The sequence below is a fragment of the Burkholderia sp. KL41 genome, from assembly GCF_057005415.2.
In genome coordinates this window covers 620,408-642,406 of the sequence record NZ_CM174447.1, presented here as the reverse complement: position 1 = coordinate 642,406, position 21,999 = coordinate 620,408, and the positions used below count along the sequence as shown (strand labels likewise).

General features: G+C 67.5%; 20 protein-coding genes. 9 read left to right on the top strand and 11 right to left on the bottom strand.

The window, feature by feature from the left end; all coding sequences use genetic code 11:
- Positions 1-12: 12 nt before the first annotated feature.
- On the bottom strand, positions 13-888 hold the full coding sequence (locus PQB87_RS20490; RefSeq protein ID WP_489243610.1) for a LysR family transcriptional regulator: 876 nt from the start codon (positions 886-888) through the stop codon (positions 13-15).
- Positions 889-1,056: 168 nt separating this feature from the next.
- Between PQB87_RS20490 and PQB87_RS20485 the strand changes: the two genes are divergently transcribed.
- Positions 1,057-2,130, top strand: coding sequence for an alkene reductase (locus PQB87_RS20485; RefSeq protein ID WP_175832205.1), 1,074 nt, complete (start codon positions 1,057-1,059; stop codon positions 2,128-2,130).
- A 72-nt stretch (positions 2,131-2,202) separates the two neighbouring features.
- Here PQB87_RS20485 and PQB87_RS20480 read toward each other — a convergent pair whose 3' ends face one another.
- From PQB87_RS20480 to PQB87_RS20445, 8 genes are all read right to left on the bottom strand, one after another.
- Positions 2,203-3,555, bottom strand: coding sequence for a HipA domain-containing protein (locus PQB87_RS20480; protein ID WP_153490633.1), 1,353 nt, complete (start codon positions 3,553-3,555; stop codon positions 2,203-2,205).
- On the bottom strand, positions 3,555-3,881 hold the full coding sequence (locus tag PQB87_RS20475; protein WP_104766704.1) for a helix-turn-helix domain-containing protein: 327 nt from the start codon (positions 3,879-3,881) through the stop codon (positions 3,555-3,557). Before PQB87_RS20475 ends, PQB87_RS20480 begins: the two co-directional genes overlap by 1 nt.
- 255 nt (positions 3,882-4,136) lie before the next feature.
- Entirely contained in the window at positions 4,137-4,577 is a 441-nt protein-coding gene (locus PQB87_RS20470; RefSeq protein WP_011354099.1) for a dihydroneopterin aldolase, read from the bottom strand.
- Complete coding sequence (locus tag PQB87_RS20465) at positions 4,574-5,206, bottom strand: sarcosine oxidase subunit gamma (RefSeq protein ID WP_489243609.1); 633 nt, start codon at positions 5,204-5,206, stop codon at positions 4,574-4,576. The genes PQB87_RS20470 and PQB87_RS20465 overlap by 4 nt, the downstream gene beginning before the upstream one ends.
- On the bottom strand, positions 5,196-8,207 hold the full coding sequence (locus PQB87_RS20460; RefSeq protein ID WP_489243608.1) for a sarcosine oxidase subunit alpha family protein: 3,012 nt from the start codon (positions 8,205-8,207) through the stop codon (positions 5,196-5,198). Before PQB87_RS20460 ends, PQB87_RS20465 begins: the two co-directional genes overlap by 11 nt.
- Positions 8,204-8,503, bottom strand: a complete 300-nt coding sequence (locus PQB87_RS20455) for a sarcosine oxidase subunit delta (RefSeq protein WP_027790629.1) — start codon at positions 8,501-8,503, stop codon at positions 8,204-8,206. Before PQB87_RS20455 ends, PQB87_RS20460 begins: the two co-directional genes overlap by 4 nt.
- 16 nt (positions 8,504-8,519) lie before the next feature.
- Positions 8,520-9,764, bottom strand: a complete 1,245-nt coding sequence (locus tag PQB87_RS20450; RefSeq protein WP_006480591.1) for a sarcosine oxidase subunit beta family protein — start codon at positions 9,762-9,764, stop codon at positions 8,520-8,522.
- Positions 9,765-9,778: 14 nt separating this feature from the next.
- Positions 9,779-11,164 (bottom strand): L-serine ammonia-lyase, encoded by a 1,386-nt coding sequence (locus PQB87_RS20445; RefSeq protein ID WP_027790628.1) that lies wholly within the window; start codon positions 11,162-11,164, stop codon positions 9,779-9,781.
- Positions 11,165-11,463: 299 nt separating this feature from the next.
- On the opposite strand from PQB87_RS20445, the gene PQB87_RS20440 reads away from it, so the two are divergent.
- The 8 genes from PQB87_RS20440 to denD all read left to right on the top strand — a co-directional run bounded on the left by PQB87_RS20440 (position 11,464) and on the right by denD (position 19,643).
- Positions 11,464-12,546 carry a GlxA family transcriptional regulator gene (locus tag PQB87_RS20440; protein ID WP_489243606.1) on the top strand — a complete coding sequence of 361 codons (1,083 nt, stop codon included), beginning with the start codon at positions 11,464-11,466 and terminating at the stop codon, positions 12,544-12,546.
- Between the two features lie 200 nt (positions 12,547-12,746).
- Positions 12,747-13,451: a FadR/GntR family transcriptional regulator gene (locus tag PQB87_RS20435; protein ID WP_021156333.1), complete on the top strand. Its 705-nt coding sequence runs from the start codon at positions 12,747-12,749 to the stop codon at positions 13,449-13,451.
- 70 nt (positions 13,452-13,521) lie between these two features.
- Positions 13,522-14,412, top strand: a complete 891-nt coding sequence (gene ltnD, locus PQB87_RS20430) for an L-threonate dehydrogenase (RefSeq protein ID WP_489243603.1) — start codon at positions 13,522-13,524, stop codon at positions 14,410-14,412.
- A 19-nt stretch (positions 14,413-14,431) separates the two neighbouring features.
- Entirely contained in the window at positions 14,432-15,721 is a 1,290-nt protein-coding gene (gene otnK / locus PQB87_RS20425) for a 3-oxo-tetronate kinase (protein ID WP_059682301.1), read from the top strand.
- Positions 15,718-16,356, top strand: a complete 639-nt coding sequence (gene otnC / locus PQB87_RS20420) for a 3-oxo-tetronate 4-phosphate decarboxylase (RefSeq protein WP_489243601.1) — start codon at positions 15,718-15,720, stop codon at positions 16,354-16,356. Before otnK ends, otnC begins: the two co-directional genes overlap by 4 nt.
- Before the next feature lie 113 nt (positions 16,357-16,469).
- Positions 16,470-17,795, top strand: a complete 1,326-nt coding sequence (locus PQB87_RS20415; RefSeq protein WP_489243600.1) for an MFS transporter — start codon at positions 16,470-16,472, stop codon at positions 17,793-17,795.
- 68 nt (positions 17,796-17,863) lie between these two features.
- A complete protein-coding gene (otnI, locus tag PQB87_RS20410; protein ID WP_027790622.1) occupies positions 17,864-18,643 on the top strand; it encodes a 2-oxo-tetronate isomerase in 780 nt (259 codons plus the stop codon).
- Between the two features lie 28 nt (positions 18,644-18,671).
- On the top strand, positions 18,672-19,643 hold the full coding sequence (gene denD / locus PQB87_RS20405; protein WP_021156339.1) for a D-erythronate dehydrogenase: 972 nt from the start codon (positions 18,672-18,674) through the stop codon (positions 19,641-19,643).
- A gap of 43 nt (positions 19,644-19,686) precedes the next feature.
- On the opposite strand, the gene PQB87_RS20400 is transcribed toward denD, so the two are convergent.
- On the bottom strand, positions 19,687-20,772 hold the full coding sequence (locus PQB87_RS20400; protein ID WP_489243598.1) for a lysylphosphatidylglycerol synthase domain-containing protein: 1,086 nt from the start codon (positions 20,770-20,772) through the stop codon (positions 19,687-19,689).
- Positions 20,769-21,938: a bacteriohopanetetrol glucosamine biosynthesis glycosyltransferase HpnI gene (gene hpnI, locus PQB87_RS20395; RefSeq protein WP_226218521.1), complete on the bottom strand. Its 1,170-nt coding sequence runs from the start codon at positions 21,936-21,938 to the stop codon at positions 20,769-20,771. The genes PQB87_RS20400 and hpnI overlap by 4 nt, the downstream gene beginning before the upstream one ends.
- Between the last annotated feature and the right edge of the window lie 61 nt (positions 21,939-21,999).

Sequence of the window (21,999 nt, the reverse complement as noted above, 5' to 3'; positions counted from 1 at the left end):
CGCAGCCGCCCGTCACGCCTGCGCGAAATGCGCGCGCAGATACTCGATGAAGACCTGCGTCTTCGCCGGCAGCAAGCGCGTTTCCGTCATCGCGTAGACCGGAACGGGCGCCCCCTCCCAGTCGGGCAGCACGCGACGCAACCGGCCCGCGGCCACGTCGTCGGCCACGACTTCCGCCGGCATCTGGATGATGCCCGCCTCGTGCACGGCGAGTTGCCGGATCATGCCGACACTGTTCACGATGAAGCGCCCGCCCACCGGCACCTCGATCTCCCGCGCGGCGTCGTGCAGCGTCCACGCATCGACGCGCTGGACGCTCAGGCACTGATGCCGCCGCAGGTCGTCCGGTTCGCGCGGCTCGCCCGCGCGCTCGAGATAGCGCGGCGACGCATACAGGTGATTGCGGAACGTCGCGAGCCGCCGCGCGACGAGTTGCGAATCGGCTGATTCGCCGATGCGGATCGCGACGTCGAACGGTTCGCTCACCAGGTCGACACGCCGCGACGTCAGTTCGAAATCGAACGTGAGCTTCGGGTAGCGGTTCGCGAATTCGACGATCAGCGGCGCCAGGTAGACCACCGCGAAATCGACCGGAAACGACGCGCGCAGCACGCCCGACGGTTCGGCCAGCAACTCGCCGAGCTGCTCGTGCGCGAGCCGCGCTTCGTCGACGATGCGTTTGCAGCGCTCGAAATACAGCTGCCCGGCTTCCGTGAGCTCGATCCGGCGCGTCGTGCGATGCAGCAGCCGCAAGCCGATCGCCTTTTCCAGCGCGCCGATGCGCCGCGACAGCGTCGAATTCGGCATCCCGAGCGCGTCGGCCGCGCTGCGAAAGCCCTTCGCCTTCACGACCTCCACGAACAGCGCCATGTCGTTCAGCAGTTCCACGCCCACTGCTCCATCAATGGATCAATGTTATCCAAACTACCATATTTATCTCGAAAAAGAAGCAATGGATGATGTGTCCATGGCGGCGAGGCGCGTGCACGGTGCGCGGCCCGCGCCCGAGACGGCACCGCCCCGGTGCCGTTACCCGACCCTCGAGGAGCACGCATCATGGACGCATTGTTCACCCCGGCCCGTGTCGGCCGCTATACGCTGCAGAACCGCCTGGTCATGGCACCGATGACGCGCAGCCGCGCCGCGTTCGACGGCACGCCCGGCGCACTGGCCGCCGAGTACTACGCGCAGCGCGCGGATCTCGGCCTGATCGTCAGCGAAGGCACGCAACCGTCGGACGACGGCCAGGGTTACCTGACAACGCCCGGCATCTACACCGATGCGCACGTCGCCGGCTGGAAGGCGGTCAGCGAGCGCGTGCACGCGCGCGGCGCCCGCCTGTTCATCCAGCTGATGCACGTGGGGCGCATGTCGCATCCCGACAATACGCCGCATCATCGCCAGGGCGTCGCGCCTTCCGCGATCGCGCCGGGCGTGCCGATGTTCACGATGAAAGGGATGCAGGAGATTCCGGCGCCGCGCGCGCTGACGACGGACGAAGTGCGCGGCACCGTGAACGACTTCCGCTTGGCCGCGCGCCGCGCGATCGAGGCCGGCGCCGACGGCGTCGAGATCCACGGCGCGAACGGGTATCTGGTCCAGCAGTTCTTCGCGCCGAACGCGAACACGCGCAGCGACGCCTACGGCGGTTCGATCGAAAATCGTGCGCGCTTCGCGATCGAGGTGGCCGAGGCGATCGCCGACGAGATCGGCGCGGACCGCACCGCGATTCGCCTGTCGCCGGGCACCACGTTGTGGGGCATCGACGAAGGCACGGAAGGGCCTGACCTGTATCGCTACCTGGCGACGCAGCTCGACCGGCTCGGCCTCGCGTACCTGCACGTGATGCACCAGGGCAACGAGCCGCTGCTCGCGGACCTGCGCGCACGCTGGCGCGGCACGCTGATCGTGAACCGGCCGGGCCGCGCGCGCGACGCGATCGGCGCGGACGTCGCGACGGGTCTTGCCGATCTCGAAGCGTACGGCCAGATGGTGCTCGCGAATCCGGATTTCATCACGCGGCTGAAGACGGGTGCGCCGATGAACGACGCGCAGCGCGACACGTTCTTCGGCGGCGATGCGCGCGGGTATGTGGATTATCCGGCGTTGGATGGGGCGGCTGCGGCTTGACGCGTCCGCATAGGGTGGTCGCTGCGACACGCTGAATCGGCCATCGCAGCGTCGCCCGTTAATCGCCCGATATCAAAGAAGATCGACGTTGACCTTGGAAATCATGGGCGCAATACGCAACGTACGGTCGGCCTGAGCACACACGTACTCCGAAATATTGCGCACCCATGCACGCTCCTCGCCTGCATACACCCCTGATTCCGCCAACTCGGGAGCCAGCTTCCTCGCCAGCGTCGCCATCTTTGTCAATTCACGTGCGACGAACGACGGCCGGATTTGCGCGCGATGCGCAAAATCCGCCAGGGCAAAAGCGGTCAGTTCCTCCGTTCGGAAAACATCCCCGAAAGCCATCGCCATGTCCTGGACGTACGCATCACCGTACACGTTGACGCAAACCAGATCGTAGAGCGGCGCTGGATCCAGACCGCCGCTGCTGACGAAAAACGAAATATTCTTGCCGTGCGCATCGCTGTTGCCGATCAGCAATTGCAGCAGCGCCCAGCGAAGCATTGCCGAGCGGGCAACCAACGGATTCTCGAAACTCGGTGTCAACGAAAACAACTTCTCGAAGCTCACGCCTTCGCGAATGTTACGCACGTCCGCATTGTTGCCGAGATTGCGTTCGTACTTGAGCGTCGCCGGCAAATCCAGCGCCTGGCATCCGTCGATGATATGGAGGCGCCGCACCGCGCGGACGCGTTGCGGATCGTCCGGTTCGGTCGTCACGATTCGGTCGAATCGTTCGATGAGCAGAATGGGTTCCGGGATGCGCCGAATCTCGACATGTGCCACCGGCAATCCCATCTGGGCGGCCAGCGTCATACAGAAATGCTCGTTGGCGACCATGAACGGCGCATGCGGGTTTTGGGACTCGGGCTTCAGAATATGCGTGCTGCTGAGCGCTCCCTCGACGAGCGCGAATTGCTCGCCCTCGACCAGTATCTGCAGCTTGTCCTGGTGGCCTGCAATCGACAGCCGGACCTGATCGTCCCAGACGGGAAACGGAATCGCGTCACGCTTGCGAATGCGATCGGTCAACTCTTCCGCGGATATCACGCGCCGCACGGATTCGAGGGCCTCCGGCGCCGGTGCATCGGCATCGTCGTCCGGGAAGAAACTCAATGCACCGACCGGCTCCTTCCCGAGCATTCGGATCAAACCGAACACATTGTCCTTCGATATCCGATACATCGCCGCGGCCACTTCGAGCGCGCGGCCCTCGGGCAGCAGGTTGCCGATGAAGCGCTGGACCGCGCCGGCAGGTAGCGGGCCGCCGTCGAGCGGAATGCACGGCGACAACGCAAACGCGTCGGCGCGCGCCTGCCACGCCGGATCGTACGAAAAGCCGTAATCGTCCCGGCGGGCATCGTAAGTCAACTGACCGACAGGCGAGGCGTTGGTCGAAATGCCCAGGCGATGAACCATCAGACGCCCTCTCCCGGCTCCGCCGACACGGCCTGCGCCGCCATGTGCTCGTGCAACGCCTTGCGGGCCACCGGCACTTCGCGTTTCGGCACGACGAGCAGATTGAGACCGAAGCCGTCGAGCACCTTGAACAATTTGTCGAGGCTCACCGCCCGGCCGTTTTCCAGCCGCGACAGCACGTCTTTGGAGACACCGAGCATATCGGCCGCGTCGTCGATACGCATTCGGCTCTGCGCCCGCCGATTGCGGACGAGCGCTCCCAGCGTTGCCAGATCCAGTGCAAGCGGGTCAGGAGTCGCGATCGGGTGCGGTAAGGTGCGGGCCATAATTCCGGGATTTCAGGAACAAAGTGCTGTCAGCCAGGCTCGACAACATAGTTACGAGAATATCGGAATTATACTCACACAGACACGAAACAGCGAATTATTCTGATATTCCAGGAATAATTCAGGCTGTGATCGCTATCGGCACATTGTTCTCATATTTCAGGAATTAAATCAGGCGGCAAGCTCCACCGCCCGATTGCGACCGACCGGAATCCCTCCGCCGTTTCCGTCAATCGATTCTCCGCCCCGCCCCCTTCAAAACTGCCCCGCCGCCCCCGTCCACCGCAAATAATCCCCGCGCGTCCAGTCGAGCGACACGCCGACGCGCTTCGTACCCGGCCGGATCTTCGGCTTGTACACCGACAGCGTCAGCGACTCCAGCGCCGGCCATTCGCGGAACGACAGCACCGCGATGTCGGCGACGAGCGTCTCCAGCAGCCGCGTATGCGGCTTGTGCGACAGGAACGCGGCAAGTCGCGCGCAATAACCGTCGTAATCGATCCACTCGCCCTGCTCGCTCGGCTCGCAGCGATAGCCGAGCCGCGCATCGATCACGATCGGCTGCGGCGCTTCATGCTCGTGCGCATGAATGCCGATCCGCGCGGGCACCTTCAGTTCGTCGACGAACACGCTCCAGCCGCGCCCGCGCAGGCGCGGCGCGTCGATCGCCACGAACGGTTCGTCGAACGGCTTCATGATGCGAGCGGCGCGGCCGCGTCGAGCATGATCCGCACGAAATAGTCGGCGAAGCTGCGGCGCAGGACGATCTCGAACGCATCGTCGCCGGTCGGGACCAGCACGATCGACGTCTTGAAGTAGTGCGACTGCGCGCACTGGCCCGGCTTGAACACGCGCGGATGGAAATCGAGCGGGCAGCCGCGCGCGAGCACGTCGCGCACGCGTTCGCCGCTGATCTCGACTACCGTGTAGCCGCTGCCGACGTCGACGGCCGCCGCATACGTACCCTGCACGGCCTCCGCGAGTCGCGCCTCCAGCACGCCTGCCTGCACGGGCCCGTGCGAGCGCACGAGCCACTCGTCGGGGCCGAGCCACAGCACGTCGTACTCGGCGCCGCGGGCGACCGTGTTCGGCGCCGCCGGCGGCCGGCAGCCGACCACGCGCTCGAACGCGGCGACGAACGCCGGATCGCTCAACTCGCCGCGCACGTTCACGAGATCGAGGAACGGCCGCTCGCGCAGCGTGAATTTCTTCGATGCGCGCGCCTGGTGCGGCTTCAGCACGTCGGCCGCGCCGACGAACGGCGATTCAAGCGTCACGCCGCCCGCGCCCGCCACCTGCGTCTGGTTTCTGGTTTCATTCCACATGCTGGCGCACCCCTTCGGTATCGTAGAAAACCGGGCTCGAGATCTTCGCGGTGATGCGCTTGCCGTTGGCCAGCGGAATCACGACGCTCTCGCCCATCTTGTTCAGGCCGCCCTTCACCACCGCGAGCGCGATCGAGCGCTTCAGGATCGGGCTGTAGTAGCTCGACGTCACGTGGCCGATCATCGGCGTCGGATCGACCGCCGACACCTGCGTGTCCTTCGCGACGATCTGCGCGCCTTCCGGCAGCACGAACTGTTCGTCCTCGGTCAGCAGGCCCACAAACTGCTTGCGGCCCTCCTTCGCGGTGTCCGAGCGCGCGAGCGAACGCTTGCCGAGGAAGTCCTTCGACTTCGCGACCAGCCCGCCCATCCCGAGGTCATACGGCGTGACCGAGCCGTCGGTGTCCTGGCCGACGATGATGTAACCCTTCTCCGCACGCAGCACGTGCATCGTTTCGGTGCCGTACGGCGTGATGTCGAACTCGGCACCGGCGGCCATCAGCGCTTCCCACACCGCGCGGCCCGCATTCGCCGGCACGTTCACTTCATAGGCGAGCTCGCCCGAGAAGCTGATCCGCATCACGCGAGCCTTCGCGCCGGCAACGGTGCCGTTCCGGTAGCTCATGAACGGGAACGCCTCGTTGCCGAAGTCGATGTCCTGGCACACCTTCTGCACGACCTTGCGGCTCTTCGGGCCGACCACCGCGAACGTCGCCCAGTGATCGGTGACCGACGACAGCCGCACCTTCATGTCGGGCCATTCGGTCTGCAGCCAGCGTTCGAGCCACGTGAGCACGCGCGCCGCGCCGCCCGTCGTGGTCGTCATCATGAAATGCTGGTCGGCGAGGCGCACCGTCACGCCGTCGTCGAACACCATCCCGTTTTCGTCGAGCATCAGCCCGTAGCGGCACTTGCCGACCTCGAGCTTGTTCCACGGGTTCGTGTACATCCAGTTCAGCAGCTTCACGGCATCCGGGCCCTGGATGTCGATCTTGCCGAGCGTCGATGCGTCGAGGATGCCGACGCTGTTGCGCACCGCCAGGCATTCGCGCTTCACGGCCGCATGGAGGTCCTCGCCGTTCTTCGGGAAGTACCACGGCCGCTTCCAGTTGCCGACGTCCTCGAACAGCGCGCCTTGCTCGACGTGCCACTCGTGCACGCAGGTCTTGCGGATCGGGTCGAGGAAATCGCCGAGCTCGCGGCCCGCGAACGTACCGAACGAAACGGGCGTGTAGTTCGGGCGGAACGTGGTCGTGCCCGTTTCCGGAATCGACTTGCCGAGCGCCCCCGCGAGGATCGCCATCCCGTTGATGTTGCCGAGCTTGCCCTGGTCGGTGCCGAAGCCCATCGCCGTATAACGCTTCACGTGCTCGACCGACTCGAAGCCTTCGCGCGCGGCAAGCAGGATGTCGGCGGCCGACACGTCGTTCTGGAAATCGACGAACTGCTTCGGCCCGCGCGCCGCGGCCTCGCGGCTGCCGACGAGCCACAGCGGCTGCAGTGCGCCTTCGACGGTTTCCGCGACCTGCGGCGCGACCGGGCGCTGCTCGGCCGTGAAGCCCGCGGCCTTCGCCGCTTCCACGCCCGCATCGACCGCGAGCCGCAGCGCGCGCGCCAGGCCGAATTCCCCGGCCGCCGCGCCGATGCTCGCTTCCGCCTGCACGGGCTTGCCCGGCAGGAAGCACGCCTTCTCGTCGCTCCAGCACGCCTTGCCGCCCGACTGCGCGAACAGGTGCAGCACGGGGCTGAAGCCGCCCGACATCGCGACGAGGTCGCACGGCAGCGTCTGCAGCTTGCCGCCCACCTGGCCGTTCGTGCTGGACGCGACGTCGACCGACGATACGCGCCACTTGCCCGATGCGGCCGTCACGACGGCGCCGCTCAACACCGTCACGCCCTGCCGCTTCGCCGCGGCCGGCAGCGCGCCGTTCGACGATGCGCGCGAATCGACGACCGTCACCTTCGCGCCGCACGCCTTCAGGTCGAGCGCGGTCTGGTACGCACGATCGTTGTTCGTGAACACGACCGCGTTGCGGCCCGGCAGCACGCCGAAGCGATGCACGTAGGTGGACACCGCGCCGGCGAGCATCACGCCCGGCAGGTCGTTGTTGCCGAACACGATCGGACGCTCGTGCGCGCCGGTCGCGAGGATCACGCGCTTCGCGCGAACTTTCCACAGCAGCTCGCGCGTGCCCTTGCGCATCGACACGGGCAGGTGATCGGTCAGGCGCTGCGTGACCGTCACGAGGTTGTGGTCCTGGTAGCCGAACGCGGTGCTGCGCGACAGGATCGTCACGTCGGGCAGCTTGCGCAGCTCGGCCTCGATCTTCTCGACCCACTGCAGCGCGGGCTTCGCGTCGATTTCCGCGCGGCACGACAGCAGGCTGCCGCCGAGCTCGCGCTGGTCGTCGACGAGGATCACGCGCGCGCCGGCCGTGGCCGCAGCATGCGCGGCCGCGAGCCCCGACGGGCCGCCGCCCACGACGAGCACGTCGCAGTGCGCATAGCACTTGTCGTAGCGATCGGCGTCGAGCGCTTCCGGTGCCTTGCCGAGGCCGGCGGCTTCGCGGATCTTCTCTTCGTACTTCGGCCACATGTTGCGCGGCCACATGAAGGTCTTGTAGTAGAAGCCGGCCGGCAGGAAGCGCGACAGCTTCTGGTTGATCGCGTACTTGTCGTTCTCGAGCGTCGGCTCGGCGTTCACGCTCGACGCGACGAGCCCCTGGTACAGCTCGATCTCGGTCGCGCGCGCATTCGGCACCGTGTACGGGCCCGATTCGAGCTGCACGACCGCATTCGGTTCCGCGACGTCAGCCGTCACGATCCCGCGCGGGCGGTGGTACTTGAAGCTGCGCGCGACGAAGTGCACGCCGTTCGCGAGCAGCGCGGACGCGAGCGTGTCGCCCTGGAAGCCCTGATACGTGCGGCCGTTGAACGTGAACGTCAACGGAATCGCGCGATTGATGCGGCCACCGGTGCCGAGGCGGTCTTTCTGGCTCATTTGCTCGTGCCCTCTTCGTGTGCGTTGCCGGCAGCGTCGCCGCCGAACTTTTCGTAGCCCTTGATATCGTAGGTCACCGTGTCGCGCGTGGCCTTGAACCAGCGGCGGCAGCCCTGCGCGTGCAGCCATTGCTCCTTGTGCAGCCCGCGCTTGTTCTCGCGCATGAACACGTATTCGCCCCATTCGCGGTCGGTCATGTTCTCGTTGTTGACGGGGCGCACGATGTCGGCTTCACCGCCGCACGAGAACTCGGATTCGGCGCGCGGCCCGCACCACGGACATTCGATCAGCAACATGTTTTCTTCTCCTCGTTCAGTGCGCGACGGCGGCTGCGCCGTGCTCGTCGATCAGGTGGCCCGTGTAGAAGCGGTCGAGTGCGAACGGCGCGTTCAGCGGATGCGGTTCGTCGCGCGCGATCGTGTGCGCGAACACCCAGCCCGAGCCGGGCGTCGCCTTGAAGCCGCCGGTGCCCCAGCCGCAGTTGAAGTAGAGGCCCTTCACGTCGGTCTTGGTGATGATCGGGCACGCGTCCGGCGACACGTCGACGATGCCGCCCCACTGGCGGTTCATCCGCACGCGCGAGAACACCGGGAACATCTCGACGATCGCCTGCAGCGTGCTTTCGATGATGTGGAAGCTGCCGCGCTGGCCGAAGCCCGTGTACTGGTCGATACCCGCGCCGATCACGAGGTCGCCCTTGTCGGACTGGCTGATGTACGCGTGCACCGCGTTCGACATGATCACCGAGTTCACCACCGGCTTGATCGGCTCGGACACCAGCGCCTGCAGCGGGTGGCTTTCGATCGGCAGGCGCACGCCGGCCATGTCGGCGAGCGTCGTCGTGTTGCCGGCCGCGACCACCGCCACCTTCTTCGCCTTGATGAAGCCCTTCACCGTATCGACGCCGACCACCGCGCCGCCTTCGCGGCGAATGCCCGTCACCTGGCAGTTCTGGATGATGTCGACACCCGCGCGGTCCGCGCCGCGCGCGAAGCCCCAGGCCACCGCGTCGTGACGCGCCACACCGGCGCGGCGCTGGATCGACGCGCCGAGTACCGGATAGCGGCTGTTCAGGTTGATGGTCGGCTCGATTTCCTTGATCTGCGCGGGCGTCAGGAACTCGGCGTCGACACCGTTCAGGCGGTTCGCGTTCACGCGGCGCTCGGTGTCACGCACGTCCTGCAGCGTGTGGGCCAGGTTCATCACGCCGCGCTGGCTGAACATCACGTTGTAGTTCAGGTCCTGCGACAGCCCTTCCCACAGCTTCATCGCCTTCTCGTACAGCGCGGCCGACTCGTCCCACAGATAGTTCGAGCGCACGATCGTCGTGTTGCGCGCGGTGTTGCCGCCGCCGATCCAGCCCTTCTCGAGGATCGCGACGTTCGTGATGCCGTGTTCCTTCGCGAGGTAGTAGGCGGTCGCGAGGCCGTGGCCGCCGCCGCCGACGATCACGACGTCGTATTCCTTCTTCGGTTCCGGGCTCTTCCACTGCTTTTCCCAGTTCTCGTGATACGAGAGACCGTTGCGGAACAGGCTGAATATCGAGTAGCGGCTCATGTTGTGGTCCTTCGTTAGCATTCGATGACGTTCACGGCCAGACCGCCGCGCGACGTTTCCTTGTATTTCGTCTTCATGTCGGCGCCCGTCTCGCGCATCGTCTTGATGACCGAGTCGAGCGACACGTAGTGCTGGCCGTTGCCCTTGAGCGCCATGCGCGACGCGTTCAGCGCCTTGATCGCGCCCATCGCGTTGCGCTCGATGCACGGGATCTGCACGAGCCCGCCGACGGGGTCGCAGGTCATCCCGAGGTTGTGCTCCATGCCGATCTCGGCCGCGTTCTCGACCTGGTCGGGCGTGCCGCCCATCACCGCGGCCAGCGCCGCGGCCGCCATCGAGCACGCGACGCCCACTTCGCCCTGGCAGCCGACTTCCGCGCCGGAGATCGACGCGGTTTCCTTGTAGATGATCCCGATCGCCGCGGCCGTCATCAGGAATTCGACGATGCCGGCTTCATTCGAGCCCGGCACGAACTTCACGTAGTAGTGCAGCACCGCGGGAATCACGCCGGCCGCGCCGTTGGTCGGCGCGGTGACGACACGGCCGCCCGCCGCGTTCTCCTCGTTGACGGCCATCGCATACAGGTTGACCCAGTCGAGCATCGACAGCGGGTCGCGCAGCGACTCTTCCGAACGCGCGCGCAGGCGGGCATTCAGCTCGGCCGCGCGGCGCTTCACGCGCATCGGGCCCGGCAGGTCGCCCTCGACCTTGCAGCCGCGTTCGACGCAGGCGGCCATCGTGCGCCAGATCGCGAGCAGCCCGGCGCGCACTTCGTCGGCGGGGCGCAGCGCGCATTCGTTGCGCATCATCAGCTCGGCGATCGACAGCCCGTGCTCGCGGCACTGGCGCATCAGGTCGTCGCCGGTGCGGAACGGGTACGGCACCTCGACCGCCGCGCGCACGCCGTTCACGCGATCGCCGTCGCGGTTCACGACGAAGCCGCCGCCGACCGAGTAATACTCTTTCTCGACGAGCAGCTGGCCGTGTTCGTCGAAGGCCTGGAAGCGCATCCCGTTCGGGTGCACGATGCTCGTGCCGCTCATCAGCTTGCGATAGAAGCCGATGTGTTCCTTTTCGTCGAAGCGCACCGTCTGCTTGCCGAGCAGCGACAGCGATTTCTCCGCGCGGATCGCGGCCAGCCGCGGCTCGATCAGGTCGGGATCGATCGTGTCGGGCAGGTGGCCCTCGAGGCCGAGCAGCACGGCCTTGTCGGTGCCGTGGCCCTTGCCGGTCGCGCCGAGCGAGCCGTACAGTTCGACCCGCACGCGGCGCACGAAGCCGAGCAGGTTCGCGTCCTCCACGTGCGACGCGAAGCGGCACGCGGCGATCATCGGGCCGACCGTATGCGAACTGGACGGGCCGATGCCGATCTTGAACAGGTCGAACGCGCTGACGTTCATCTGGCTTCCTCAGGGTGACATGCGTGGAATGACGTTGGGCACCAGTACATCAAAGCGTAAAATCGGCCGATAGAACAAAAACGGCATCGGCGTGGGATACCGCCGCCAAGCGCCGCGCCGGCGGGCCGGAAAGTGCGTTTTGGCGATGGTTCGCGACGGAAAACCACAAGTCGGGCCGGAGCCGATCGGCGACGCTGGCTGCATCCGCGTCGCCCGGCCGTGCCCGACCGCCGTACCCGCGTAACCCGTATCGACAGACTGAGTGAGACCGCCTGCCCGGCGTGAAGAGATTGGCCGCGATGACACCCGACGTACCCGCTTCCCCCCTCGCAGAACCCGCACCGCGACGCATCCGCTTCGGCATCGTGCTGCTGCCGAACTTCACGCTGACGGCCTTCTCGGGCTTCGTCGACATGCTCCGGCTGTCGGCGGACGACGGCGACTACAGCAAGCCCGTGCGCTGCGCGTGGAGCGTGATCGGCGAGACCCTCGCGCCGGTGCGCGCGAGCTGCGGGATCCAGATCACGCCATGGGAAACGTTCGACGCGGCCGAGCCGTTCGACTACGTGGTGGTGGTCGGCGGGCTGCTGCATTCGGGGCCGCAGGCGGGCCCCGAGACGCTCGACTTCATCCGCCGCGCGGCGGCCGGCGGCGCAACGGTCGTCGGGATCTGCACCGGCGTGTTCACGCTGATGCGCGCAGGCGTGCTCGACGGCTACCGCACCTGCGTGAGCTGGTTCCATTACTGGGATTTCATCGAGCGCTTTCCGGCCGCCGATCCCGACCTGCTGATCGCCGACCGGCTGTTCGTGATCGACCGGCGCCGCATCACCTGTTCGGGCGGCCGCGCGTCGATCGACGTCGCCGCCGCGATCCTGCTGCGCCATTTCGATCACGCGACCGTGCAGAAGGCGCTGCGCATCCTGCTGGTCGGCGAGATGCAGAAAGGGAACGCCCCGCAGCCGCATCCGCCGGGCCTCGAGCCGGCGACGCACCCGAAGGTCAAGCGCGCGATTCTCCTGATGGAACAGCATGTCGGGCGGGCGCTGTCGCTCGACGAGCTCGCGAACAAGCTCGACCTGTCGACGCGGCAGCTCGAGCGGCTGTTCAAGGCCGAAACGGGCAAGAGCCCGCAGGCGTTCGCGAAACAGGTGCGGCTGCGCACGGCCGCGTGGCTGCTGACCAGTTCCGACCGCACGGTGGCCGATATCGCGTCGAGCTGCGGGTTCGCCGATGCGTCGCACCTCGGACGCGAGTTCCGCAAGCAGTTCGGCGTGCCGCCGGCGACTTATCGGGAGCGTGGCGGCGAAGTGGCGGAAGCCGGCGCGACGGCAGATGCGACGGACGCAACGGACGACTCCGTCGAGGACCTCGCCGACTGACGGCCGACGCACCCGCACTGCGCTTTCCCGCCCGGCTGACCCACCGCGAAGCGATAGTCGATCGCACCGATTTCCCCTCAAATGGAACCGGTTTCAATTGATTTGACCGACGTTGCCCTCCGTTGATCGAGGGTTATCCCGGATGCTTCGTCGCGCTCAAATTTGTATGATGACCACATAACCTTACAAGCCAGAGCACCATGTTCGAGAAAATTCCCGCCCGCGCGATGAGCGACCATGTCGCGCAGCAACTGCTCAAGCAGATCGAAGTCGGCAGCTTCTCGGCCACCGGCAAGCTGCCGACGGAGGCCGTGCTCGCGCAGGAATTCGGCGTGAGCCGCACCGTGATCCGCGAGGCGATCTCGCGGCTGAAGAACGAAGGCGTGGTCGAGCCGCGCCAGGGCAGCGGCGTGTACGTGAACCAGCACGGCGCGATCCGGCCGCTGCGGATCGACTATGCGGAAGCGGTCGAGGCCACCTCGCTGCCGCACCTGCTCGCGGTGCGCCGCGCGATCGAGGCCGAGGTCGCGGCCGAAGCGGCCCTGCACCACACCGACGAGGACATGGCCGACATCGACGATGCGCTGCGCAAGATCGACGATGCCGTGGCCGAAGGGCGCGACGGCGTCGCGGAAGACGTCGCGTTCCACCGCACGATCGCGGCCGTCACCGGCAACCCGTATTTCCTGAAGACGCTGCAGTTCCTGAACCAGTACCTCGAAGCCGGCGTGAAGGTCACGCGGCGCAACGAAGCGACGCGCGAGGACTTCTCGCGCCAGGTGCGCGACGAACACGCGGCGATCGCCGACGCGATCCGAGCGCGCGACCCGATGGCCGCGCGCAACGCGGCACGCACGCACATGTACAACGCCGCCCGCCGTCTCGCGGAAGCCGGCATCTGCTGAAGCCGGCGGCCGCGGCCGTTACCGGCGGCGCCGCTGTCACGAACCTCTCCCGAATCGATCAAGGTTGACCATGTCACGAAATGTTGGAGTCATCGGCCTCGGCGCGATGGGCCTCGGCGTCGCCCGCTCGCTGCTGCGCGCCGGCCTGCGCGTGCACGCATGCGACGTGCGCGACACCGTGCTGCAGGCATTCGCGGTCGAAGGCGGCATCGCCTGCGCGACGCCGGCCGAACTCGGCGCGCAGTGCGACGTCGTCGTCACGCTCGTCGTGAATGCCGCGCAGACCGAAACGGTGCTGTTCGGCGAGCACGGCGCGGTCGCGGCGATGAAGCCGGGCGGCGTCGTGATCGCCAGCGCGACCGTCGCGCCGGAATTCGCGGTGGCGCTCGGCGCACGCATCGAGGCCGCCGGCCTGCAGATGCTCGATGCGCCCGTGTCCGGCGGCGCCGCGCGCGCGGCCTCCGGCGAAATGACGATGATGACGTCGGGCCCGGCCGCCGCATACGCGGGCTGCGAGGACGTGCTCGCCGCGATCGCCGGCAAGGTCTATCGCCTCGGCGATGCGCACGGCATCGGCTCGAAGGTGAAGATCATCAACCAGTTGCTGGCCGGCGTGCATATCGCCGCGGCGGCCGAGGCGATGGCGCTGGGCCTGCGCGAAGGCGTCGATGCCGACGCGCTGTACGACGTGATCACGCACAGCGCCGGCAATTCGTGGATGTTCGAGAACCGCGTGCCGCACATCCTGAACGGCGACTACACGCCGCTGTCGGCCGTCGACATCTTCGTGAAGGACCTCGGCCTCGTGCTCGATACCGCGCGCCGCAGCAAGTTCCCGCTGCCGCTGTCGGCTACCGCGCACCAGATGTTCATGAGCGCGTCGAGCGCCGGCCACGGCGGCGAGGACGATTCCGCCGTGATCAAGACTTTCCCCGGCATCACGCTGCCGCCCGCCCGCTGATTCGAACGACGTACCCGCCATGACCGCTCCCGTTTCCCGTCCCCTGCTCGGCTGCATCGCCGACGATTTCACCGGCGCGACCGATCTCGCGAACATGCTCGTGAAAAGCGGCATGCGCACCGTGCAGACGATCGGCGTGCCCGCCGACGGCGCCACGCTTGATGCGGACGCGATCGTCGTCGCGCTGAAGTCGCGCACGATCCCCGCGGCCGACGCCGTCGCGCAATCGCTCGCCGCCTACGCATGGTTGCGCGAGCAAGGCTGCCGGCAATTCTTCTTCAAGTACTGCTCGACGTTCGATTCGACCGACGCGGGCAACATCGGGCCCGTCGCCGATGCGCTGCTCGATGCGGCCGGCGGCGGCTTCACGATCGCGTGCCCGGCGTTCCCCGAGAACGGCCGCACGATCTATCGCGGCCACCTGTTCGTCGGCGACGTGCTGCTGAACGAATCGGGCATGGAAAACCATCCGCTCACGCCGATGAAGGACGCGAACCTCGTGCGCGTGCTGCAGCGGCAAACGAAGTCGCCCGTCGGCCTGATCCGCTACGACACGATCGCGCTGGGCGCGGCCGCCGTGCGCACGCGGATCGACCAGTTGCGCGCGGAAGGCGCACGATTCGCGATCGCCGACGCGCTGTCGGACCGCGACCTCTACGTGCTCGGCGAAGCCTGCGCGGGCCTGCCGCTCGTCACCGGCGGCTCGGGCATCGCGCTCGGCCTGCCCGCGAATTTCCGCCGCGCGGAGCAACTGCCCGAGCGCGACAACGCGGCGTCGCTGCCGCGTATCGACGGCCTGTCGGCGGTGCTCGCCGGCAGTGCATCGAAGGCCACCAACGCGCAGGTCGCCGCATGGCGCGCCACGCGGCCGAGCTTCCGCATCGATCCGCTCGCGGCATCGCGCGGCGAACCCGTCGTCGACCAGGCACTCGCGTTCGCGCGCACGCACCTGCCGCAGCCCGTGCTGATCTACGCGACCGCGACGCCTGACGAAGTGAAGGCCGTACAACAAGCGCTCGGCGTCGACGCGGCCGGCCATCTCGTCGAAGCCACGCTCGCGGCGATCGCGCGCGGGCTGCGCGATCTCGGCGTGCGCAAGTTCGTCGTCGCCGGCGGCGAGACGTCCGGCGCGGTCGTGCAGGCGCTCGACGTGAAGTCGCTGCAGATCGGCGCGCAGATCGATCCGGGCGTGCCGGCGACGGCCACCATCGACGCGGCGCCGCTCGGCCTCGCGCTGAAGTCGGGCAACTTCGGCACCACGGACTTTTTCGACAAGGCGCTGCGCGCGCTGGACGGAGCCGCACGATGAGCGACGAAGCGAAACTGCGCGAGGATATCTGCGTCGTCGGCGCCAGCCTGTACGCGCGCGGCCACGCGGTCGGGAGCGCCGGCAACATCAGCGCGCGGCTGCCCGACGGCTGGCTGATCACGCCGACCGACGCGTGCCTCGGCCGTCTCGACCCGAACGACATCGCGAAGGTCGGCCTCGACGGCCAGCCCGTATCGGGCGGCAAGCCGTCGAAGACGCTCGCACTGCATCGCGGCATCTACGCGCGCAATGCCGAAGCGAACGGTGTCGTCCACACCCATTCGACGCACCTCGTCGCGCTGACGCTCGCGGGCGTATGGCGCGACACCGACGTGCTGCCGCCGATCACGCCGTACTACGTGATGAAGGTCGGCCACATTCCGCTGATCCGCTACCGCCGCCCCGGCGATCCGGGCGTCGCCGCGGAAGTCGCGGCGCTCGCCGACCAGGTGCGCGGCGTGCTGCTCGACCGCCTCGGCCCCGTGATGTGGGGGCCATCGGTGTCGCACGCGTCGTATGCACTCGAAGAACTCGAGGAAACGGCGCGGCTGTGGCTGATGACGAACCCGAAACCCGAACCGCTCGACGAGGCCGCGCTCGACGAATTGCGCGCCAGCTTCGGCGCGCGCTGGTAGCGACGTACCCCGCAACGATTCCCATGCCCGCCGTGTGCGCGGGCCCTTCCGTCAGCACACACAATGATCCGGCGGCGTACACGCCGCCGGCACACAACATCCTGGAGACGACGATGACTGCTCTCGACGCGGCCGCTGGCCGCTCGCCCGCCGCGCCCGCCCTTGCCGCGGAACTCGACCGCACCTACAAGAAAGTGTTCTGGCGCATCGTGCCGTTCCTGATGCTCTGCTACGTGGTCGCGTATCTCGACCGCGTGAACGTCGGCTTCGCGAAGCTGCAGATGTCGCAGGATCTCGCGTTCAGCGAAACCGTGTTCGGGCTCGGCGCCGGCATCTTCTTCCTTGGCTATTTTCTGTTCGAACTGCCAAGCAACATGCTGATGTACCGCCTCGGCGCACGTATCTGGATCGCGCGGATCATGATCACGTGGGGCCTGCTGTCCGGGCTGTTCGCATTCGTTCAGACGCCGACGCAGTTCTACGTGCTGCGCTTCCTGCTCGGCCTCGCGGAAGCCGGCTTCTATCCCGGCGTGATCCTGTATCTCACGTACTGGTTCCCGTCGCATCGCCGCGCGAAGATCATCGCGGTGTTCATGTCCGCGATTCCCGTGTCGGGCATCTTCGGCAACCCGCTGTCGGGCTGGATCATGGAGCGCTTCCACGGCGGCTCGGGTTTCCACGGCTGGCAATGGATGTTCATGATCGAAGCCGTGCCGGCCGTGCTCGTCGGCATCGCGACGATCCTGTATCTCGACAACAGCATCCGCGGCGCGAAGTGGCTCGACGAACGCGAGAAACAACTGCTGGAGGACGAGATCGCCGCGCAGCCGCAGGAACAGCAGCAGCACGGCCACTCGCTGAAGGCCGTGTTCGCCGACCCGCGCATGTGGTGGATGTCGCTGATCTACTTCGCGTTCGTCACGGGCCAGTACGGCCTCACGTTCTGGATGCCGACGCTCGTGAAGTCGACCGGCATCACCGATACGCTGCAGATCGGCCTGCTGTCCGCGATCCCGTTCCTCGTCGCGATCGTCGTGATGAACCTGTTCGGCCACAGCGCGGACAAGCGCCGCGAACGCCGCTGGCACCTGATCGTGCCCGCGCTGATGGGCGCGGTCGGGTTTGCGGTCGCCGCGTCGTACTCGCACAATACGGCGGTGTCGATCGTGTTCCTGTCGCTCGCGGCGGGCGGCGTGCTGACCTGCGCACCGCTGTTCTGGTCGCTGCCGACCGCGTTCCTCGCGGGCTCCGCGGCCGCCGCCGGGATCGCGATCATCAACTCGGTCGGCAACCTCGCCGGGTTCGCGAGCCCGTACGTGATCGGCTACCTGAAGGACGTCACGCACAGCACGGCGTCCGGCATGTACGTGCTGGCGGCGATGCTCGTGATCGGCGCGATCGCCGTGTGGCTCACGCCCGCGAAACTCGTGAACCGCTGAACCGCCGAGTTGCCGTTCGACGCGGGGCGACGTATGCCCCGCCCCATTCATTCACAGGACCCGCTGCCATGCCACGCTTCGCCGCCAACCTCTCGATGATGTACACCGAGCACGCGTTCCTCGAACGCTTCGCCGCTGCCGCCTACGACGGCTTCAAGGCCGTCGAGTACCTGTTCCCGTACGACTTCGCCGCCGAGGACATCCGCGCGCGCCTCGACGCGCACACCCTCGAACAGGCGCTGTTCAACGCGCCGCCCGGCGACTGGGCCGCGGGCGAACGCGGCACCGCATCGCTGCCGGGCCGCGAGGACGAGTTCCGGCGCGGCATCGACCAGGCGCTCGACTATGCACGCGTGCTCGGCAACCGGAAGCTGCACGTGATGGCCGGGATGGTGCCGCCGGGCGCCGACCGTGCACGCCATCGCGACACCTACCTGTCGAACCTGCGCCATGCCGCGCAGGCTGCTGCCGCGCACGGCATCACGATCCTGATCGAGCCGATCAACCAGCGCGACATGCCCGGCTATTTCCTGAGCCGTCAGGACGACGCGCAGGCGATCCGCGCGGAAGTCGGCGCGCCGAACCTGAAGGTGCAGTTCGACTGCTACCACTGCCAGATCGTCGAAGGCGATCTCGCGACGAAGCTCCGGCGCGATTTCGCGGGCATCGGCCATATCCAGATCGCGGGCGTGCCCGATCGCCACGAGCCGGATCTCGGCGAACTCAACTACCCGTATCTGTTCGAGCTGATCGACACGCTCGGCTACGACGGCTGGATCGGTTGCGAGTACCGCCCGAAGGCCGGCACGTCGGAAGGGCTCGGCTGGCTCAGGGCCTGTTCCCGCTAATTCACGCATTCCTCGGAAGGTAACGAACATGAAAGTACTGATCACCGGCGGCGCCGGCTTTCTCGGCCAGCGTCTGGCGCGCAAGCTGCTCGAGCGCGGCGAACTGAGCGGCCCCGACGGCCGCAGCGAGAAGATCGACGAGCTGGTGCTGCTCGACGTCGTCGAAGGCAGCGATTTCGGCGATGCGCGCGTGACGTCGATCGTCGGCGACATCGCCGATCGCGCGGTGCTCGAACGCGCGATCGACACGCAAACCGGCGCGATCTTCCACCTCGCGGCAATCGTCAGCGGGCAGGCCGAGGCCGATTTCGACCTCGGCATGCGGATCAACCTCGACGCGTCGCGCGCGCTGCTCGAAGTGTGTCGCGCGCGTGGCCACCGGCCGCGCGTCGTGTTCACGAGCTCGGTCGCGGTGTATGGCGGCACGCTTCCCGACGTCGTGCAGGACGACACCGCGCTGAACCCGCAATCGTCCTACGGCGCCGAGAAGGCGATCGCCGAGCTGCTGCTGTGCGACTACGCGCGGCGCGGCTTCGTCGACGGCCGCGTGCTGCGGCTGCCGACGATCAGCGTGCGGCCGGGCCGCCCGAACGCGGCCGCATCGTCGTTCGCGAGCGGCATCATCCGCGAGCCGCTGAACGGCGAGGAAAGCGTGTGCCCGGTGCCGGGTTCGACGCGGCTGTGGCTGCTGTCGCCGCGCGGCGCGATCGAAGCGCTCGTCGCGGGCTGCGAAATCGACAGCGCGAAGCTCGGCAACAAACGCGTGATCAATTTGCCCGGCCTGTCGGTATCGGTCGACGAAATGATCGCGGCGCTGCGCGAAGTCGCGGGCGACGAAGTCGTGAAGCTGATCCGCCACGTGCCCGACGAGCGCGTCGAGAAGATCGTCGGCAGCTGGCCGGGCCGCTGGGATACGTCGCGCGCGGAAGCGCTCGGATTGAAGGGCGACACGTCGTTCGCGGACGTGATCCGCAGCCATCTCGCCGACGAACGGCGCTGATTCCCGCGCCGCCGGCCGCGCGGGCACGGGCTGCGCGGCCGCATCAATGCGGCCGGGCGGATTCCCCGATCGGCAACGACGCGCGTTTCGTTCCGCCCGGCCGGTTCGCCGAACCGGCCGCCCACTGCCACGCGAGCAGGCCCGGCAGATAGAACAGCAGGTCGCGCACGCGGCGGGCGCCGGCCAGGGCGAGACACGTCGGCGGATCGAACCCGAGGAGCCCGCCGATCAGCACGAAGCCGCCCTCCTGCACGCCGAGGCCGCCCGGCATCAGGAACGCGATACTGCTCACGAGCTGGATCAGCGCCTCGATCGCGAGCGCCTGCGCGAAGGTCGGCTCCGCGCCGAGAAAGACCAGCGCGAGCCAGATTTCCAGCGCGTAACCCACGAACTGCAGGGGCTGCCAGATCGCGAGGTAGCGCACGACGATGCCGGTCTTTCTCCAGATCATCCGGATCGACTGATCGGTACGCGCCGATTCGCCGACGAGCGCCACCACCTTCCCGCTCGTGACACGGTTCAGCACGCGCATCGCGCGCTCGAACGGCCGCGCATGCTGCACCAGCGCGAACAGCAGCAGCACCGGCACCAGCGCGGCCATGCCGATCGCGAGGTTCCCGGCCACCCGCGCGGCATCGGACGAGACGTGCCCGAGCACGTAGCCGATCGCGACCAGCGCGAACACCAGCTGGCTGATCAGCGTCAGCTGCATGTCGGCGACGAGGCTGGCCACGATCGTCGCCGGCCGCACGCCCGCCTGCCGCAGCAGGCCGAACGACACGATCTCGCCGCCGATCCGCGCGACCGGCAGCAGCCCGTTGATCGATTCACGAATCCACACGAGTTTCAGCATCGTCGCGAACGACGGCCTACGCGGGCCGCGGATCAGCATCCGCCAGTCCCACGCATTCGCGAGCATCGGCAGGAGGTGGGCCAGCGCCGCGAGCAGCAATCCGGCGCCGGCAATCTGCAGGCGATGCAGGATGTCCAGCGGATGCTCGCGCCAGATCAGCCACACGGCGAGCGCCAGCCCGCCCAGCGCCGCGGCCTGCCCCGCGCGCCGAAGCCGCGCGTCGCTGCGCGCGACGTTCCGGGCTGCGTCGCCGCCGGGGTTCGTCTGCGTCGTCATGATTCGCTCGCCGCCGACAACAGCCCTTCCCGGTTCACGCGAAAGCGCGTGCCGCGCCACACGACATGCGACGAGAAGAAGCTCGACACGAACACGAAGAACTGCAGGAGATCGACGAACGGCAGCCAGATTGCGCCGCGCAGCCCCGCGCCGGTCGCACGGCTCGTTTTCAGCATCAGCAGCACCCGCGCGGCGAGCGCCGCGATCGCCAGCACGCACGCGGCGGCCGTGCCGCCCGAGAACAGCAGCGCCAGCAGCGCGAGCGGCACCGGGTGCATCAGCACCGAGCCCGCATGACCGAGCCGGTCCGCCGCGCGAATCGTGCAGCTCCAGCGCAACTCGTGGGCGTACAGCCTCGCGAACGTCTCCTCGACGCACGCATGCCCGACGACGAACGACGGAATGACGACCTGTGCGCCTGCCTGCCGCACCGCTTCGCCCAGCGCGTGATCCTCGGCCAGGTGATGCGCGAATCGCGCGAGGCCGCCGATACGTTCGAGCGTCGCGCGCGTGATCGCAATCGTCTGGCCAAAGCAGGGCCGCGCACGCCCGATGAATATCCCGGTGATCACGCCCGGCAGGAAATGGTAGTTCGTCATCGCGACGGCGATCCTGGGCCAGAAACCCGGCGATGCGACACCACGGTACACGCTCGTCACGATGCCGACATCCGGCTGCTGCAGCGCGCCGACGACCGCGCACAGATAATCGCGCTCGACCAGCACGTCGCTGTCGGCGAGGCACAGCACCGAATACTCCGCGTGTTCGAGCATGTTCACGAGATTGCCGATCTTGCGGTTCGGCCCGTACAGCCGCGCATCGGCGACGACCTTGATGTTCGCGTCAGGGTAGCGTGCACGCAGCGTCTCGACGGCCGCGAGTGCCGCGTCGCCTGCATCGTGCACGCCGAACAGGTGCTGGACGGGGCCCGGATAATTCTGCACGAAGAAGCTTTCGAGATGCTGTACGAGCTGCCACTCGTCGCCGTGCAGCGGCTTCGCGACGGTGACGCCCGGATACTCGCGCGGCTGCGCCGCCGGCCTGGAAAAGAACCGCCCGACCAGCACGCTGGCCGCGACCGTATACGCAATACCCAGCAATACGCCCAGCCCGCAGACGATCGACATCGCGCCGGCCAGCGCGTGCAGCACATGCAGCAACACCATGCGATTCCCCAGTGGTGGCCCGGCGGGACCGTGGTGCGTCGGGGCGGGCACGCGCGAAGGC

Coding starts and splice junctions, on each gene's coding strand:
- PQB87_RS20465 (WP_489243609.1), bottom strand. CDS start 5,206: ATGTGGAATGAAACCAGAAACCAGACGCAGGTGGCGGGCGCGGGCGGC.
- PQB87_RS20435 (WP_021156333.1), top strand. CDS start 12,747: ATGTTCGAGAAAATTCCCGCCCGCGCGATGAGCGACCATGTCGCGCAG.
- PQB87_RS20470 (WP_011354099.1), bottom strand. CDS start 4,577: ATGAAGCCGTTCGACGAACCGTTCGTGGCGATCGACGCGCCGCGCCTG.
- PQB87_RS20450 (WP_006480591.1), bottom strand. CDS start 9,764: ATGAGCCGCTACTCGATATTCAGCCTGTTCCGCAACGGTCTCTCGTAT.
- PQB87_RS20455 (WP_027790629.1), bottom strand. CDS start 8,503: ATGTTGCTGATCGAATGTCCGTGGTGCGGGCCGCGCGCCGAATCCGAG.
- PQB87_RS20475 (WP_104766704.1), bottom strand. CDS start 3,881: ATGGCCCGCACCTTACCGCACCCGATCGCGACTCCTGACCCGCTTGCA.
- PQB87_RS20440 (WP_489243606.1), top strand. CDS start 11,464: ATGACACCCGACGTACCCGCTTCCCCCCTCGCAGAACCCGCACCGCGA.
- hpnI (WP_226218521.1), bottom strand. CDS start 21,938: ATGGTGTTGCTGCATGTGCTGCACGCGCTGGCCGGCGCGATGTCGATC.
- PQB87_RS20415 (WP_489243600.1), top strand. CDS start 16,470: ATGACTGCTCTCGACGCGGCCGCTGGCCGCTCGCCCGCCGCGCCCGCC.
- ltnD (WP_489243603.1), top strand. CDS start 13,522: ATGTCACGAAATGTTGGAGTCATCGGCCTCGGCGCGATGGGCCTCGGC.
- PQB87_RS20485 (WP_175832205.1), top strand. CDS start 1,057: ATGGACGCATTGTTCACCCCGGCCCGTGTCGGCCGCTATACGCTGCAG.
- denD (WP_021156339.1), top strand. CDS start 18,672: ATGAAAGTACTGATCACCGGCGGCGCCGGCTTTCTCGGCCAGCGTCTG.
- otnI (WP_027790622.1), top strand. CDS start 17,864: ATGCCACGCTTCGCCGCCAACCTCTCGATGATGTACACCGAGCACGCG.
- otnC (WP_489243601.1), top strand. CDS start 15,718: ATGAGCGACGAAGCGAAACTGCGCGAGGATATCTGCGTCGTCGGCGCC.
- PQB87_RS20460 (WP_489243608.1), bottom strand. CDS start 8,207: ATGAGCCAGAAAGACCGCCTCGGCACCGGTGGCCGCATCAATCGCGCG.
- PQB87_RS20480 (WP_153490633.1), bottom strand. CDS start 3,555: ATGGTTCATCGCCTGGGCATTTCGACCAACGCCTCGCCTGTCGGTCAG.
- PQB87_RS20400 (WP_489243598.1), bottom strand. CDS start 20,772: ATGACGACGCAGACGAACCCCGGCGGCGACGCAGCCCGGAACGTCGCG.
- otnK (WP_059682301.1), top strand. CDS start 14,432: ATGACCGCTCCCGTTTCCCGTCCCCTGCTCGGCTGCATCGCCGACGAT.
- PQB87_RS20445 (WP_027790628.1), bottom strand. CDS start 11,164: ATGAACGTCAGCGCGTTCGACCTGTTCAAGATCGGCATCGGCCCGTCC.